This is a genomic window from Mannheimia pernigra, from assembly GCF_013377995.1.
Classification (GTDB): domain Bacteria; phylum Pseudomonadota; class Gammaproteobacteria; order Enterobacterales; family Pasteurellaceae; genus Mannheimia; species Mannheimia pernigra.
Genome location: NZ_CP055305.1, coordinates 1911481 through 1929356 on the forward strand (window position 1 = coordinate 1911481; position 17876 = coordinate 1929356).

A 17876-nucleotide genomic window follows, 5' to 3' on the forward strand; every position below is an offset into this window, starting at 1 on the left:
AAATTTATAGTAATCAACCTCTCTTTAGGTATAATAATTTCGCTTATCAACAAAAAATTAAGGACAACTTTATGAAACACTTAAAATATTCAGCAATAAGCCTAACGGCCTTATTCGTTCTAACAGCTTGTACTCACACTGGTCAAAAAAATAGTGAGCAACACCACCAAATGGTATTGCAAGAACAAGCAACCTTAGGCGTAAATTGGGTACAACAATCGGGTGAATATCAAGCATTAGCATACCAAGCATTTAATACAGCAAAAGTCGCTTTTGATCAGGCAAAAGTGAAAAAAGGCAAGAAAAAAGCCGTTGTTGTTGATTTAGATGAAACGATGGTAGATAACAGCCCATACGCAGGCTGGCAAGTAAAAAATCATAAACCGTTTGATAGTGAAAGCTGGACACGCTGGGTAAATGCTCGTCAAACGGGAGCAATTGCTGGAGCCGTTGAATTTAACAACTATGTAAACAGCCATAAAGGCACCGTGTTCTATGTTTCAAACCGTAAAGACAGTAATGAAAAAATCGCCACTATCGACAATATGAAAAAACTTGGCTTTAATGGCGTGAGTGAACAAACGTTATTCCTAAAAAAAGATAAATCAAATAAAACGCCTCGTTTTGAAGAAATAGAAAAACAAGGCTATGAGATTGTGCTTTATTTAGGCGATAATTTAAATGATTTTGGCGATGCCACCTACCGCAAATCTAACACGGAACGTCGTGCATTTGTTGCTGAGAACAGCAAATTATTCGGTAGTAAATTCATCATCTTACCAAACCCAACGTATGGCGACTGGGAAGGTGCGTTAGATAAAGACTATTACAAAGGCAATGCAGAAAGCCGCATTAACATTCGCCACAATGCAATTAAAGCGTGGAATGGTCAATAATTCACAAAAGCTTCGTAAAAACACCTAAAATGACCGCTTGTAGATGCCTCACCGCATAACAAGCGGTCGTTTTTCTATAAAAATTTGCAAAAGTTTGCTAGGATAATCGGGCTTCATCTCCGCCCGAAACCATAAAAAACAAGGAACGAATAATGACTGCAATGAACATCACCCTTTCTCAACAAGCGGCACCTGAAATTTGGGGAGAAAAGGCTATTCTGTCTGCCAACGATTTAGGCTTTACCGTCCACAATCTGCAACATAACTTACTAACTGTTCAAAAAGCCGCACGCAAAATTAAAAACCAAGGCATTTTGAATGTTAAATTAGTGGGTAATAACTGGGGTTTAGAGGAGTGTTGGGCTTTCCATCAAGGCTTTAACTCAGTTAAAAATAAAGGCTCGGTACAATATCCTGATTTGGGCGAACAGCAATCCGAATTTGACAACCGCTTGAAATGTGCCACTTTTATACGCGAATTAATCAATGCACCTTCAGATAGGCTCACGCCTGTAAAATTAGCACAACAAGCGGTCGAATTTATTCAACATATGGCAAAACCCAATACCGTTTCTTATGACATTATTCAAGGTGAAAACTTACAATCACAAGGCTACCACGGCATTTGGACGGTGGGGAAAGGCTCAAGCAATCCTGCGGCACTATTAACGCTCGATTTCAATCCCCAATGTGATGAAAACGCCCCCGTTTTTGCTTGCTTAGTTGGTAAAGGAATTACGTTTGACACTGGTGGTTATAGCCTTAAACCAAGTGATGGAATGAGTACAATGCGTACCGATATGGGCGGTGCGGCACTTTTAAGTGGTGCCTTAGCCTTCGCGATTGCACGAGGTTTAAATAAACGCGTTAAACTCTATCTCTGCTGTGCAGAAAATATGGTGAGCCATAACGCATTCAAATTGGGCGATATTATCACTTACCGCAATGGCGTGACCGTTGAAGTACTCAATACTGATGCAGAAGGACGCTTGGTATTAGCCGATGGCTTAATTGATGCCACTAAGCAAAAACCAGAATTTATTATTGACGCCGCAACCTTAACGGGTGCGGCAAAAGTAGCGGTAGGTAATGATTACCACGCCATCCTTTCAATGGATGACAGTTTAATTGAAACCCTATTCAACTCTGCTAAAAAAGAAAATGAGCCTTTCTGGCGTTTACCATTTGAAGAGCTACATCGAGGTCAAATTAGCTCATCTTTTGCAGATATTGCGAATATCGGCTCTGTGCCAGTAGGTGCTGGAGCAAGTACCGCTACTGCATTTTTATCTTATTTCGTTGAAAATTATCAACAAAATTGGTTACACATTGATGCCTCTGCTACGTTCCGCAAAACGGGCAATGATTTATGGGCAGCAGGTGCGACTGGTTTAGGTATGAAAACAATCGCAAATTTATTACTTTCTAAATAATTTTCTATACTGCAAGCGGTCATTTTTCATTGAAAAACGGTAAATTTCAGAGAAAATTTAACCGCTTGTTTATTCTCTAAAGGAATAATCGTGGCTAAATCTCATTACATTACTCGATCAGGCTGGCAAGCTCTTGATCAAGAATTAAAATTCCTATGGCGAGAAGAACGCCCAAAGGTTACGCAAGCCGTTTCTGATGCCGCAGCACTTGGCGATCGCAGTGAAAATGCCGAATACATCTATGGTAAACGCCGTTTAAGAGAAATTGATCGTCGCGTGCGTTTTCTCTCAAAACGCCTAGAAGTGCTCCAAATTGTAGATTATCACCCAAAACAAGAAGGCAAAGTCTTTTTTGGTGCTTGGGTAGAACTTGAAAATGAAGAGGGAGAAGCCAAGCAATATCGTATTGTTGGCTGTGATGAATTTGATCCTGCCCAAAACTGGATCTCTATTGATTCCCCCGTTGCCAGAGCGTTAATCGGCAAACAGATTGATGATGAAATTCGGGTAGAGACACCTGCTGGTAACGTTTTGCTTTATATCAATAAAATTTGGTATGAAAAAGGGTAACAAAATGGGGGAAATATTTCTCCCCTACAATAGGCATAACATCTACCCAAATAACAAGTCCATTTCTTCAATCAATTTTTTATTTGGTTTATCAAAATAGACACCATTACCGCTTTCGCCATTCATTGCACGTAAAAATAGATAAGCTACACCACCAAAATCTCGATCATAATCGTAAGATTCGCCTAAACGAGAGAGTAAATAGCGGTGTATTGCAAGGGTATAAAGCAAATATTGTAAATCATAACGCTGTCTCCCCATTTCTCTTTGAATGCTTTCTGTAGAATAATTTTGTGGTAAATAGCCTAAGAAGTTGGATTTATAGTCAATTAAATAGAATTTTCCATTTATCTGCACAATGCAATCAACAAAACCACGTACGAACCCTTCTAATTGTGGCAGCTGTAACTCTGGCAATGTTTTCGCTAATGGACTATATTGCTTTAATAACGCATTCAATTGGTGTAAGGCTTTATTATTTTTTAAACGTAAATAGAATTGCCATTCGTTTAACCGTTTAGTTTCATCAATCTCTTTTAAACAAAAATTTGCCTCTGCCAAAGGGGTAGAAAAAATACGATCAAACCAAAGCAATGTTGGCTCTCTCCATTCCTCGCTTAAACCTAATTGTTCACACACTTTGGCAACACGTTCTTTATCAATTTGCTCACCAAATCGGCAATGCTCAAAAAAGCTGTGTAACACCGTTCCAACTCGAATACCGTGCGGAAATTGATATGGTGAAAAGGCATCGGTTTCAATCGCGTAATCTGGCTCAATGGTTTCAATATGCACATCTCTGTCTTGGGCTAAATCTACCACTCTGTCTGCTTTACCCTCACTAAAACGCTCGTGTTGTGCATAAAGTGAAGTGAAGCTTGTAATCTGCCCTACTACCCGAATATTGCCACTAAAGGTTTTAGCTTGATAATCCTCTTCTGTTTTATCGCTTTCCCAACGGCTAAAAGGTAAATGCTCTGCGACTTCGACAATCTTGGCTGAAATCTGTTTTTGCTCAAAATAGCCCGCCACACTTACTTTATCTTTTGGTAACTGCCCCTCTGCCAATAAATAATGTAATGGGCTCCAGAGCGAAATCATTTTTGGCAACACTAAATTGATCTGCGATTCTGCACGGGTGAGTGCCACATAAAACAGACGAAGATCTTCCGCATAAGCTTCATTTTGGATTTGTGCTTTTACCTCTTCTTCGCCTAAATACCAATCCAATTCACCTTGTGCATTGCGGTATAAGCCCAAATTTGCCTTAGTATCGTTCTCGCTTTTTTCTGCTGCAAATGGCAGCCAAACAATCGGATACTGCAAGCCTTTCGAGCCGTGAATAGTCACAATTTTGATCAACTCTTCCTCGCTTTCCAAACGCAGAGGCTGTTCATCATTAAAATCGGGCGAGCTAATTTGTTTTTCATACCAACGCACCAGCTCCGCCTCTGATTCGAATGCTTGCGACATTTCTTGCAAAATTTCAGTTAAATGCAGTAAATCCGTAATTAAACGATCTGCATTCGCTAAACCTTTCAAGCGTTCAATAATACCTTGCTCTAAATAGATTTTATGCAACATCGGTAAAATGCCTTGCTCTTTCCAAATTCTGCTATATTCAACGAACTGATTTACCTTTAAATCCCACAACATTTCGTTTTCTTTATAGCGATAAATCTCTGCCGCACTTAGCCCCCAAAGGGTTGAGCCTAAGGCTGACAATAAGGCTTTGTAGTGATATGGATTCAGCCCTGCTTGTAAAAGCCAACAGAGCTCAGAGGCAATTTCTGAAGCAAACACGCTAGCAGATTCTGCTAAATAAACCGATTTGATATTTCGTCTAGTCAAGGCTTTTTTAATCCGTTTTGCCTCTGAGCCTTTTCTCACTAAAATCGCAATATCTTTTGGCTCAAAGGGGTTAAATTCACCGCTTTTTTCAATACCCAATTTGCCCGCACGCATTGCATTAAGCTGTTGATGAATTTGATACGCACAAATTTCCGCCACATCATCTTGATTAGTTTTATCACTGGTATAACAAACAAAATGCCCCTGTTCGCTTATTAATTTACCTTTGCGACTATCTGCTTGAACAGGATAAAAACCGATGTCCTCATAAAGAAACGGAGATTTCTCGCTATTTGCAAAATGAAACAAATTATTGACCGCTTGCACCACCTCGGGCAAAGAACGCCAGTTTTTACCTAAAGTAAATTGCTCATCAGCCTGCTTCGCTGCTCTCAAATAAGTAAAAATATCTGCCCCACGGAATTTATAAATAGACTGCTTCGGATCGCCAATCATAATAAAACCGTTATCGCTCTGCTCTGCCATAAAAATTTGGCTGAAAATTTCATATTGGATAAGATCGGTATCTTGAAACTCATCAATCATTGCAAAAGGATAAATAGATCGAATTTTTTGTGCTAATGCTTTACCCGTTTGCGGATTTTTCAAAGCTTGATTTAACATTACCAACAAATCATCAAAACCACGCTCTGGGTGTGATTGCTTATAGTCTGCCAGCTTCGTTTTTAAGCCTATTAAAAATTGATAGAGCAAAATCGCTTTCAAACTATTTTCAAACTGCTCTTTGTAAGCGGTCAAAAATGCCTGATTTCTTGCAAGTTGGGGAGAATTTATCGGTTCGCACTTGTCTTTTGTTGAAGCAACTATCATATTTTCCGTTAATCGGTGAAATTCTTTCGGCAATACTAATGAGGCAGTATTTACCCAAACGTTCATTTCGGTAACAATATCTTCAAACTTATTTGCTCGATATTTATTGCCGTGTAAAGATTTCTTCGCAGCTAAATCCTCTCGAATTAAAGTAGCTAATTCTTTACCATTTTTTATCCATTCTTTCTTAACTTCATCAATAAATTGCTTATATTTTACTAAATATTCAGAAAAATCCTGATTTAAAAACGCTTTCGGCTCTGGCAATTCGCTTGCCAAATAGTTTCTCACGGCATTTAACGCATTTTCTGGTGTAGCTAATTCAGTCGAAATAATTTCACATTCTGTTATCCCTTTCGGATAAAATTGCTCTCGCCACACCTCTTCGCTTAATTTTTTAAGTAAATCCCGTTGATTTGGCTGTAAATCTAAATCAAACCTTACGCCAGATTCAAACGCAAATTGCACTAACATTTTTTGACAAAACCCGTGAATGGTGAACACGCTAGCAATATCAATTTCTCGTTCAGCAATGCTTAAACGCAATAATGCCTCGTGAATATCATTCATTTGCGAATAAAGTTGAACTAAAAATTCAAGATTATTGGCATAAGGCTTACCGTCAATACTTTCCCCATTAACTTTATCTCTTAAAAATTCGGCACATTGCTGAATATTTTTGCGAATACGGTTTTTCAGCTCTTCCGTTGCCGCTTTCGTATAAGTGACGACTAAAATCTGCTCAACCGTAAGTGGCATACACCCCACGCCCAACAATAAACGCAGATAGATATTCGCAATAGTGAAAGTTTTGCCCGTGCCTGCAGAGGCTTCAATTAGCACAGATTGATTAAGTGGTAATTCAATAGGATTTAAGTTTTGCATAACTGGTTAATCAACAAAAAGAATGGAAAGATTTTATCGACAAATAAAGAAAATAACTAGCACTGAATACTCAAGAAATTTCAGTCGGATACTGAAGTAAAACACCCATATTTTTTTCATTTCTATCATTCTTCATTTATTTTGTGATCAAGATCACAAATTTGAACAAAATTTTGAATTTTTTGCTTTTTTATAAATACATAAAATCTGACTTTATCTAATTTCAAAAAATATGCTTAAAAATCAAAAAGTTACATATTTTCTTTGAAATTTCACTCCAAAAGAATTATTAAAAATGTGATCTACGCCTCATTTTTAAGTCAGCCCTATTTTTATAAAAAGTTCATAACTTATTGATTTTAAAATGATTATAAAAAATCGCTTAAATTTAGAGTATTTGACGAAAAAATTTTATTTAGGTAAATTTCACCACGACAAAAAACACGTTGTTTAAATAAATTTTCAGTTCTTATTGGCTGGGTAACTAGCTTGTTAAAAACACTAACTACTATAAGGGAAAACATTATGAAAAAAACACTTCTTGCATTAGCAGTTGCGGCAATGGCTGCAAGTGGGGCAAACGCAAACGTTATCTATCAAAAAGACGGTACTAAAGTTGATGTGGACGGTCGTGTTGCATTAGAAATTCAAAAATTTGACAATAAACGTACAGATGTAATTGATAACGGCTCACGCCTTCGCTTCCGTGCGTTCCAAGAGCTTAATAATGGTTATGAAGCGTTAGCTGTTGCTGAATTACGCTTTTCTAATAAAGATGGTTTTGGTAACGACATTCGTGCACACCGTTTATTTGCTGGAGTAAAACACAACGATATCGGTTCTTTAACCTTTGGTAAGCAATTAGTAGCAGGGGATCATATTCCTAAAGCAAACTACACAAATAATATGGGCGGAAACGTATTCTTAGACTCTCACGGTAAAGCATTACATTTTATGTCTGCTAAATTTAATGGCGTTCGTGTAGCAGCAGACTACTATGTGGGTAACTCAAATAAACAAGAAGTAAATTCAGGCAACGGTTTCCAATTCGGTTTATTCTATGATGGTCAATTAGGCGATGCAAAAGTACGTATCGGTTCAGGCTTTGGTGAAGTAACTGCAGCTAAAGCAGGCAAAAAAAATACAGTATGTCATGTTTACTCAACGGTAAATCCAGCTAAATGTGTTTACGAAGAAGTTACTTACGATAAATCAGAAGAATTCAAACGTAAATTTGCAGGCGTAGGTTTTGATGTAAATTACGGCGATGTAACTTGGGGTCTTGACTGGGCGTATGCGAAATCACCAAAAGGTCAAGCAGCACAGACATTCCAAACATTTGGCGTGAAAAAATTCGAAAAAATCAACCGCTTTGATGCAGGTGTGAAAGTTGCATTAACGCCACAAAATAACGTCTATGGTAGCGTGTTATTCGGTACTGGACAAAATGCTGGCGAACAAAAAGCGAAAAACTTAGGTTGGAGATTAGGTGCAGATCACCAATTCAACAAATTCGTTACCGTATATGTTGAGGGTGGTAAAGGTAGAACCAAACAAGCAGGCAAAACTGTTGAGAGAAATAGCAAAGTTGCTGTTGGTACAATCATCAAATTCTAATCTCACCATTAATTTACCTTAGTATTTTAGCCACTCGAAAGAGTGGCTTTTTTCATTAAAGATTGGCAATTTTTAAGTACAATACATTTGCAAGATTTCCTCATAATTTGACCGCTTGCAAATTGCCTATCAAAATTACTTCACCCTTTCTAATTTCGCAATAAGCTCTTCTTCTGGTATAGATTGAATTTTTCGCATTTGCCAAAGCAATAAACCACCCGCTAAACTTAAACCAATACAGAATACAAGCCAGAAGCCCTGTGCTTCCATCGGTTGTACAATCCAATCCGTTCTTGCCAAAATATAGCCTAGTGGCATACTCACCGTCCAATAGCAAAAAATTGTGACATATAAAATTGGTTGAGTATGTTTATAACCACGTAAAATACCATTTGTTACCGCTTGAATCGCATCAGGAATTTGATAAATCGCGGCAAAAATCAATAAATTTGCGGTCATCGCAATGGAAACAGGGTTGCTAGTAAATGCAAGCGGAATGACATTTTTAAGTGTAATAATCATTATTGCAGCAATAATTGCTAACATAGTTGCAGTTATCAACGCGTGATAACTGAGCATTTTTGCACCTTCTATATTTTTCTCCCCAAGGGTTTGCCCAATCATAATCGTAGTGGCAATACCAAATGACATTGGAATCATAAAAAACAACGAACTGGTTTGCAGTGCCGCTTGATGGCTTGCCACAACCTGTGAGCCAAGCGGTGAGAGAAAAAGAGAGGAAGTTGAAAATAGCATCACCTCAGTAAAAATCGCAAAGGCAATCGGCAAACCTAATTTGCAAAGTTTAAGCAAAATTTGACCGCTTGGGGCTTCAAGCCATTTTTCAAATAAGCGAATATCTCTTTGTGGCGGATTAGTATAGCAATAATGTAACAACATTAAGAACATCACCCAATTCACAATCGCCGTTGCCACACCGCAACCCACTGCGCCCATTTCTGGCAAACCAAACTTCCCAAAAATAAAAATATAGTTGAGTGGAATATTAAGTAATAGACCGAAAAACGTAATTCGCATAGCCGGTTTAGGGTTAGATAACCCGTCGTTCATACAGCGTAAAGTTACGCTAAGTAAGGCAGGAACTACCCCAATTGCCATTAAAACTAAATATTGTTGCGATTTCACTGAAAATTCAGCTGGCGTTTTCATCAAGTCTAAAATCAAATGACTATTCAGGAAAATTGCAATCAACGGAATCGCCATTGCAAATACAATCCAATAACTTTGCCTAACTTGGTGTGCGATTAAGTGTCGGTTACCCGATCCGTTTAAATAAGAAACAGTAGGCGTAATCGCATTTAAAAGTCCTAATACAAATAGGAAAAGCGGAAAATAGATAGAATTGCTTACAGCAATTGCAGAAACATCATCATCACTCACTAAGCCTGCCATCACAATATCAGCTAAGCCCATTCCAGAAGCGGAAAGTTGAGAAATAAAAATTGGCAATGATAATTTAAATAACTTACGGGCATTTTGTGAATATTCTTGCCATCTCAAATTCATAGTAACCTCCTAAAATCTGGTGAACTTCATTATTATTCCTTAGAAAGCGGTCGTTTTTTTCAAACGTTTTGCAACTTCAGCAACGAAGAAAAAGCCTCTAGAGATTGCTCACTAGAGGCTCAAGAATTAATCAGCGATTAATTTTTTACTGCTTTTAATTCTTGGTAGTATTTTTCATAAAGCTCTACTGCATCACCTACATCATCTTGCCATTGTGCTTTTTGTAATACCTCAGTTGTTGGGTAAATTGATGGATCTTCAGTAATTTCTTTTGGTAATACTTTCAATGCCTCAACGTTTGAAGTTGGGTACCCGATTTCTAATGTTAATTTTTCAGCTACTTTTGCACTTAATAAGTAGTTGATTAATTTATGTGCGTTTTCTTTGTTTTTCGCATTTGCCGGAATGGCTAAAGTATCCACCCAAAGAACTGGACCTTCTTTTGGGAACACCATATCAATTGGTGCATTTTCTTTCTTAGCAATACGCACAGAACCATTCCATAACTGACCTACAGATACTTCACCTGAAATAAATGCGTTTGCAGGGTTATCCGAGTTAAATGCCAGAATATTTGGACGAAGCTTCAATAATTCTTCATAAGCCGCTTTAATTTCTTCTGGATCAGTTGTATTAGGGCTTTTACCTAATTTTAAGAGTGCTAGATTAAATACTTCACGCGCATCATCTAATAATTGGATTTTATTCGCAAACTCAGGTTTCCATAAATCTCCCCAAGAAGTGAAAGTATCGCCTTTATAATCAGCTGTGCTAAATGCAATACCTGGTGCACCTAATAGTTGAGGTAGTGAATATTTATTACCTTGATCGTAAGGTTTATTTAACCAATCTTGGTTTAATTCTTTAATGACAGGAAGTTGAGCATGGTCTAACTCCGCTAACATCCCTTCACGAGCCATTTTAGAAACAAAGTAGTTAGTTGGTGCAATAACATCATAACCACCATCTTTACCTTGTAATTTTAATTTAGCATACATTGTTTCATTAGATTCAAGACTTGAAACTTCTACTTTAATGCCCGTTTCTTTGGTAAATTCATCTAACAAGCCTTCAGGCACATATTCAGTCCAAGTATAAAGATGAACTGTCTGATTTGTTGCTTGAGGTTTTGCTTCTGCCGCAGTTTTATCTTCTGCTTTTTCTTCATTACACGCTGTTAATGCAACTGTTGCTAAACCCGCTGCGAATAAACCCGCTAATTTTTTCATTTAAGTTTTCTCCGTTAAGTTAAAGAAAAGTGATTAAAAAATATAGCCTTGCCTAAGGGCGTAAAAGACTAGGGGATTTTAAGCTACCCCCTAGATTTTGCAAGCCTTTTCTGACTAAAAGCAGAATATTTTAGCAAAAAAACTGTATGATGAGCTTGAAATCCCTTAATTTATCTTTATATTAAATAGCGTTTATAATTTCTAAAATAGGCTTTAAGAGGATTAAAATGACTACACAAAACGAAAATTTACACACAGACGTAACGGAAGAACTGCAACCTGAAGTTGTAAATGAAGAAACTCAACAAGAAGAACAAACTAAACAACAAGCCGATCCATTAGCACTCGCTCAAGCTCGAGTTGCTGAATTAGAAGCTTATATTGCAGATGCCGATAAACGTGAGCAAGATATTCAATTACGTGCACAAGCAGAAATCCAAAATATCCGCCGCCGTACAGAACAAGATGTAGAAAAAGCACATAAATTCGCGTTGGAAAAATTCTCTAAAGAATTATTAAACGTAGTTGATAACCTAGAGCGTGGTTTAGATGCTTTAGATAAAGCCGTTACTGATGAAACAACTCAAGCATTAGTTGATGGTGTTGAAATGACTCATAAAGAATTTGTTAATACCTTAGCTAAATTTGGCGTTGTCGCGATTGGCGAAATAGGCGAAGCATTTAACCCAGAATTGCACGAAGCAATTTCAATGCAACCAGCTGAAGGGATTGAATCTAATCATATTAGCTCCGTACTACAAAAAGGTTACACGCTACACGGTCGTGTCATTCGTCCTGCGATGGTAATGGTGGCGAACTAACTTCAAATTTAGGAAGAAGATCACAAAATGAGTCTACGATTTGATAAATTGTGTTTGACAAAAGCTCCGAAAAAAGTCAATCAATCGCCTAAAATCGTAGGCTTGATGGTAGCAAATGTTGGCTTAATAATGACGTTAATGAGATTTATCAACTAATCCTTAATCCCTTTAATATTCCCTTACTTCTCAGAAGTAAGGGTTTTTACATTTTTTAATTACGATGTCTTTACAAATAAACTCCGTTGCATTACTGCTTGTGATGCTAATTGTGCTAGGTCTAATTAGCCAAAACAGTGCGGTAACGATTTCCGCTGCTGTATTGCTGATTATGCAACAAACTTTACTTTCTAAATATATTCCCTTTGTCGATCAATATGGCTTAAAAATTGGGATCATTATTCTGACAATTGGCGTACTTAGCCCATTGGTTTCAGGGCGAATAATCCTCCCCAATCTAGCCGAATTACTGAACTGGAAAATGATCTTCTCAATTGTAGCTGGTATTGTCGTTGCTTGGCTTGGTGGACGGGGCGTCAATTTAATGGGCAATCAGCCAGTATTAGTCACCGGATTATTAATTGGCACAGTTATTGGTGTTGCTCTGTTTAAAGGTGTGCCAGTAGGGCCTCTGATTGCCGCAGGCATTTTGTCGTTAGTGATAGGAAAAGCGTAATGAAAGAAAAATTACCCAAAAACACACATAAACAACCGCTTATAAAATTAGAAAATATCACAACAACCGATTTTAGACGTCTGCTTAGTCGGTTAAAAGGTGCTGAAAATATTAAAAAAGAAGCACACAAGCGGTCTGTTTTAGATGAAATATTGCAAGATTTAAATGCCTGTCAAGCTCGCTTTCTCGCTCGCCAAGCACATTCTAGAAACCTCAAAATAGATTACCCTGATTTACCCGTTTCCGCTCGCCGTGAGGAAATTTTAACACTAATCCGTGAAAATCAGGTAGTGGTTATTGCTGGAGAAACAGGCTCGGGCAAAACGACTCAATTGCCTAAAATGTGCTTAGAACTTGGGCGTGGCGTGAAAGGATTAATTGGGCATACTCAACCACGCCGAATTGCAGCTCGCTCAGTAGCCACTCGCATAGCCGAAGAGCTAAAATCAGAACTGGGTAATACTGTCGGCTACAAAGTCCGTTTTAACGATCAAGTAAATGAACATAGTTTAGTCAAACTGATGACAGATGGGATTTTACTCGCTGAAATTCAGCACGACAGATATCTTAACCAATATGACACGTTAATTATTGACGAAGCCCACGAGCGGAGCCTAAACAACGATTTTATCTTAGGTTATTTGAAGCAAATTCTGCATAAACGCCCCGATCTGAAAGTAATCATCACCTCAGCAACCATTGATGTAGAACGCTTCTCTAAGCATTTTAATAATGCTCCAATTATTGAAGTTTCTGGACGAACTTTCCCAGTTGAGGTGCGTTATCGTCCGATTGTAGAGGAAAAGGAGCAAGACCAGCTGCAAGGGATTTTAAATGCCGTTGATGAATTGCAAGCCGAAGGACGTGGCGATATTCTGATTTTTATGAACGGAGAACGGGAAATTCGTGATACTGCTGAAGCGTTACAAAAGCAGAAACTTCGTCATACTGAGATCCTGCCACTCTATGCCCGACTGTCTGTGGCCGAACAGCAACGGATTTTCCAGCCAAGCGGTGGTTTAAATCGGATTATTTTAGCGACCAATGTTGCGGAAACCTCGCTCACAATCCCCAACATCAAATATGTGATCGATACGGGTACTGCTCGCATCTCACGGTACAGTTACAGAACCAAAGTGCAACGACTACCCATTGAGCCAATTTCCCAAGCCTCCGCCAACCAACGGAAAGGGCGTTGCGGGCGGGTTTCTGAGGGAATTTGTATCCGCCTCTATTCTGAGGAGGATTTTAACAGCCGCCCACAATTTACTGATCCCGAAATTTTGCGAACTAACCTTGCTTCGGTTATTTTACAAATGACTTCACTTGGGCTAAGTGATATTGCCTCATTCCCTTTTGTAGATGCTCCCGATAGTCGCCAAATTCAAGATGGAATTCGGTTGTTAGAGGAATTGCAGGTGATTAGATTACGCCATAAAAATGATAGAGCAAACCTCAACGCAGGTCCAAAATCTAAAAATACGAAAGAAAAGGATCGCATCAACAAATCAAATTGGATTTTAACGCCTATTGGTCGCCAACTCGCTCAACTGCCTGTTGACCCCCGCTTAGGTAGAATGATTGTTGAGGCAGCAAAAAATGGATCGTTACACGAAGTAATGATGATTGTCTCGGCTCTGTCAATTCAAGATCCCCGTGAGCGTCCACAGGAAAAACAGCAATCGGCAGACGATAAACATCGCCGTTTTGCAGATAAAGAGAGCGATTTCTTAGCATTTGTGAACCTATGGCATTTTATCCAAAGCCAGCAAAAAGAGCTGTCGAAAAACCAATTTCGCCATCTCTGCCGTAAGGATTACCTTAACTATAACCGTGTGCGAGAGTGGCAGGATATTTATCATCAGCTACGCCTTGCCGTGCGTGAAATGGGGCTAAAAATTAACTCAGAGCCTGCTACTTATCAACCGATTCATACTGCACTTTTAACGGGTTTATTGTCGCATATCGGCGTGAAAGATAACGAAAAAATGCACTATTTAGGGGCAAGAAATGCACACTTCTTCCTATTTCCGAACTCAGTACTCTTTAAAAAACAGCCAAAATGGGTGATGGCAGCTGAGCTGGTAGAAACCACTAAACTCTGGGGGAGAATGGTCGCTCGAATTGAGCCAGAATGGATTGAGCCACTCGCCGTGCATTTAACGAAATCAAGTTATAGCGAACCTCATTGGGCAAAATCCAAAGGGGCGGTAATGGCATCAGAAAAAGTCTCACTATTCGGCATTCCAATTGTAGCAAGTCGCCCTATCAATTACGGTTTAGTGGATCCTAGCGTTAGCCGTGAAATTTTTATCCGCTCAGCACTGGTTGAGGGCGAATGGCACAACAATTACAAATTTTTCAAAGAAAATAACCGCTTGATCCGTGAAGTAGAAGCAATGGAACACAAATCTCGCCGCCGTGATATTTTAGTGGACGAACAAGTTCTGTTTGAATTTTACGATCAACGAGTGGGTACAGAGGTGGTTTCGGCTAAACACTTTGAGACTTGGTGGAAAAAAGTCGCCAAAAACGATCCTGATCTGCTCAATTTTGAAAAATCCTTCCTGATTAACAACAATGCGAACCAAGTAAGCGAGCTGGATTTCCCGAATTTCTGGCATCAAAAAGCATTAAAACTCAAGCTGAGCTATCAATTTGAAGTTGGCAAAGATCACGATGGTGTCACCGTGCATATTCCGCTACCACTGCTCAACCAAGTCGAGCCTGAGGGCTTCGACTGGCAAATTCCGGGGCTCCGCCACGAATTAGTCGTCTCTCTAATCAAGAGCTTACCCAAATCACTAAGACGAAATTTTGTGCCTGCACCAAACTATGCTGAGGCTTTTCTAGGCCGAGTTGAGCCATTTAAAAAGCCATTATTGGAAAGTCTAAGTGTTGAGCTTCGCAAAATGACAGGCGTATTGGTTGAGCCTGAACAGTGGGATATTAGCCAATTACCACCACATTTGCGGATAACATTTCGTGTAATTGATGGCAAAGGCAAAAAGTTGCAAGAGAGCGAAAATTTAGATGAGCTGAAATTTGACCTCAAAGATGAGGTGCAAAATACCCTTTCTAACATCGCTGATGATGGCATTGAACAAAGCGGTTTGCATATCTGGAATTTTGCTGAACTTCCACAATTCTACGAGCAGAAAAAAGCGCATTTCAGTGTTAAAGCCTACCCTGCAATTGTTGATGAACAAACGACTGTTGGCGTGAAATTATTTGAAACCGAATTTGAACAAACAAGAGCGATGCAAGCTGGGCTTCGTCGTTTGTTGCTGTTAAATGTGCCTTCGCCAATTAAATATCTGCACGAAAAATTGCCAAACAAAGCGAAGCTAGGTTTGTATTTCGCCCCATTTGGTAAAGTACTCGAACTGATTGATGACTGCATAGCCTGTGCAGTAGATAAGTTGATTGAAGATTTTGGTGGATTTGTCTGGAACGAAGAGAAATTTAACGCTCTAAAAGAATATGTGCGAGCTAACCTCAACACCACCACAGTCGATATTGCAAAACAGGTCGAGAAATGCTTAACACTAGCCTATGAGCTACATAAACGCTTAAAAGGCAAACTTGATTTCACGATGGCGTTTGCATTAAGTGATATTAAATCACAAATTGATAGGCTAATTTACCCTGAATTTGTAACCCAAACTGGCTATCAACGGCTAAACGATCTACACCGCTATTTGACTGCAATTGCACGCCGTCTAGACAAACTCGTGATAGATAGCAACACAGACAGAGCCAAAATGCTGCGAGTCGAACAGGTACAAGAAGCCTATAAACAGCTCTTAAACAAATTACCAAAATCTAAGGCGATTCCAGATGAAGTGCTGGAAATCCGTTATATGATTGAAGAATTAAGAGTCAGCTTATTTGCTCAACAGCTAGGCACAAAGTACCCCATTTCGGATAAACGGATTTTGAATACGATTAATGATATAAAATAGATATTCTATTATCTATGGGGGAATTTGTCAGTAGCAAATTTCCCCTTGTTTTATATTTAATTGCAATCCTAAAAAGCACATCTACTACATTTTGATTGCAAAAAAATATGCAAAATAACTACTATTACAGCACTTCTGTCTTCATTAAAATCATATGAGTATTATTTGCAATATTAAAGATACTATATTGGCTATAAAAACCAACTTAGGTGAAGAAATAGGTGCTGATAGTATAGCCACCTACCTCTAAATATAGAAAAATCACTTAGTAAACATATGCCATTTTAAGCGATGAAAGGGTTAATTTTACCCTATTGGGTAAATAATTTCTCCAACCAATTTAAATTCACTAAAATAGGTAGTAAAACTTTAAGTCTTTATGATAAAATATCGCTGCCTACCTTTGAAGCTAGACTTCAACTGTAAAGACAGAAAATAAAATCGCTTACATAATCAAATTACAATATAAAAATTGTTTTTTGATAAATTAGACTTTGTTCGGTTTGAATATAGTCAAAAAAATCAGAATAAAAACCATACAGAGGATTGAATTTATAAATCTCGCTTAAAAATATTTAGTTATATCATAATATAACTAAATATTTCTTCCTCAATTTATATAGCATTATAGAATAACGATAAAACTGAATTGTGAATATCATATGAAAAATACCTTTAACACCCCAACATTTAGTGAATTATTCCCAAATGAGAAAAGATTTACAAAAATATTGAGAGAATATTTACGTTATCACCTTCATAAAATATGGTGTTCTTCTGAATGTTATGGACTAAATGACTATCTTGCTAACAACCCTTTGTGGGCGAGATTATTCAAACAAGATTTATATCGATTTAATACATTACTAGAAACCTATTGTAATAAAAAATTTAATAAGAAAGAACGATTAAATGCAATTATCACTCACTTTAATTGTGCAGAAAAGCTATTTGGTTCAGCCTATTGTAATCAGTTAGTAGAAGATAGAGAAATATGTTTAATTACACTGAATGATGAAGTAAGCATCTACCTTAGTATTAACCAAATAGATCCGCTAGAAGGCTTTTTTTCACTAAATATTCAAAACAACCAAAAAGAACATATTTATGATTCATCTTTTACTTTTTTAAGTAAAGATCAACTCTTGATTTCATCTATTCAAGGACCCAATACTGAATTCTCCCAGTCATTAATTAAATCTGCAACTAAACAATTATATGGTGTTCGTCCAATGTTTATGCTAGTAAATATATTTAAGCTGATAGCTCAATACTTAAATTTAGAACTTTTAGGCATTCATCATAAAAACCAAGCAAAATATCGCTGGAATGATCACTCTAAATTATTGTTTAATTATAATCTATTTTGGCAAGAAAATGGAGGAACTTTAAATTCTAATAATTATTGGCGATTACCGACTATAGTTGAGATAAAAGAATTAAGCACAATTCCGAGTAAAAAACGCTCTATGTATAAAAAACGCTATGAACTATTTGAAAAGATAGAACAAGAACTGAAAGAGCTATGGTAAACAAATAAAATATGACATAATTTTCAATAAAATTATCCTACTTGTT

General features: G+C 37.8%; 11 protein-coding genes. 8 read left to right on the plus strand and 3 right to left on the minus strand.

Translation table 11 applies throughout. The features are described 5' to 3' along the window. Nucleotides 1–71 precede the first annotated feature (71 nt). The 3 genes from HV560_RS09180 (at nucleotide 72) to greB (ending at nucleotide 2899) form a co-directional block, all read left to right on the plus strand. On the plus strand, nucleotides 72–896 hold the full coding sequence (locus tag HV560_RS09180; RefSeq protein WP_176812701.1) for a 5'-nucleotidase, lipoprotein e(P4) family: 825 nt from the start codon (nucleotides 72–74) through the stop codon (nucleotides 894–896). 152 nt (nucleotides 897–1048) lie between these two features. Beyond that, a complete protein-coding gene (gene pepB, locus HV560_RS09185) occupies nucleotides 1049–2329 on the plus strand; it encodes an aminopeptidase PepB (protein ID WP_176812702.1) in 1281 nt (426 codons plus the stop codon). Nucleotides 2330–2419: 90 nt separating this feature from the next. Next, entirely contained in the window at nucleotides 2420–2899 is a 480-nt protein-coding gene (gene greB, locus HV560_RS09190) for a transcription elongation factor GreB (RefSeq protein ID WP_176812703.1), read from the plus strand. A 42-nt stretch (nucleotides 2900–2941) separates the two neighbouring features. Here greB and recB read toward each other — a convergent pair whose 3' ends face one another. Continuing rightward, nucleotides 2942–6466, minus strand: a complete 3525-nt coding sequence (recB, locus tag HV560_RS09195; protein ID WP_176812704.1) for an exodeoxyribonuclease V subunit beta — start codon at nucleotides 6464–6466, stop codon at nucleotides 2942–2944. Between the two features lie 525 nt (nucleotides 6467–6991). On the opposite strand from recB, the gene HV560_RS09200 reads away from it, so the two are divergent. Next, entirely contained in the window at nucleotides 6992–8083 is a 1092-nt protein-coding gene (locus HV560_RS09200; RefSeq protein ID WP_176812705.1) for a porin, read from the plus strand. Nucleotides 8084–8218: 135 nt separating this feature from the next. Here the strand turns inward: HV560_RS09200 and HV560_RS09205 are convergent, their stop codons facing one another. Both HV560_RS09205 and HV560_RS09210 read right to left on the minus strand, forming a co-directional pair. Continuing rightward, nucleotides 8219–9610, minus strand: coding sequence for an MATE family efflux transporter (locus HV560_RS09205; RefSeq protein ID WP_176808767.1), 1392 nt, complete (start codon nucleotides 9608–9610; stop codon nucleotides 8219–8221). Nucleotides 9611–9747: 137 nt separating this feature from the next. After that, complete coding sequence (locus HV560_RS09210; protein ID WP_176808768.1) at nucleotides 9748–10839, minus strand: extracellular solute-binding protein; 1092 nt, start codon at nucleotides 10837–10839, stop codon at nucleotides 9748–9750. 227 nt (nucleotides 10840–11066) lie between these two features. Here HV560_RS09210 and grpE point away from each other — a divergent pair, with 227 nt between their 5' ends. The 4 genes from grpE (at nucleotide 11067) to HV560_RS09230 (ending at nucleotide 17830) form a co-directional block, all read left to right on the plus strand. Next, the gene (gene grpE, locus HV560_RS09215) at nucleotides 11067–11660 is read left to right on the plus strand and encodes a nucleotide exchange factor GrpE (protein WP_159630675.1); all 594 of its coding nucleotides are present in this window, start codon (nucleotides 11067–11069) and stop codon (nucleotides 11658–11660) included. 220 nt (nucleotides 11661–11880) lie between these two features. Further along, a complete protein-coding gene (locus HV560_RS09220) occupies nucleotides 11881–12333 on the plus strand; it encodes a DUF441 domain-containing protein (RefSeq protein WP_159630677.1) in 453 nt (150 codons plus the stop codon). After that, entirely contained in the window at nucleotides 12333–16298 is a 3966-nt protein-coding gene (hrpA, locus tag HV560_RS09225) for an ATP-dependent RNA helicase HrpA (RefSeq protein WP_176812706.1), read from the plus strand. The genes HV560_RS09220 and hrpA overlap by 1 nt, the downstream gene beginning before the upstream one ends. A 662-nt stretch (nucleotides 16299–16960) precedes the next feature. Then, a complete protein-coding gene (locus HV560_RS09230; RefSeq protein WP_176812707.1) occupies nucleotides 16961–17830 on the plus strand; it encodes a VirK/YbjX family protein in 870 nt (289 codons plus the stop codon). Nucleotides 17831–17876: the final 46 nt, after the last annotated feature.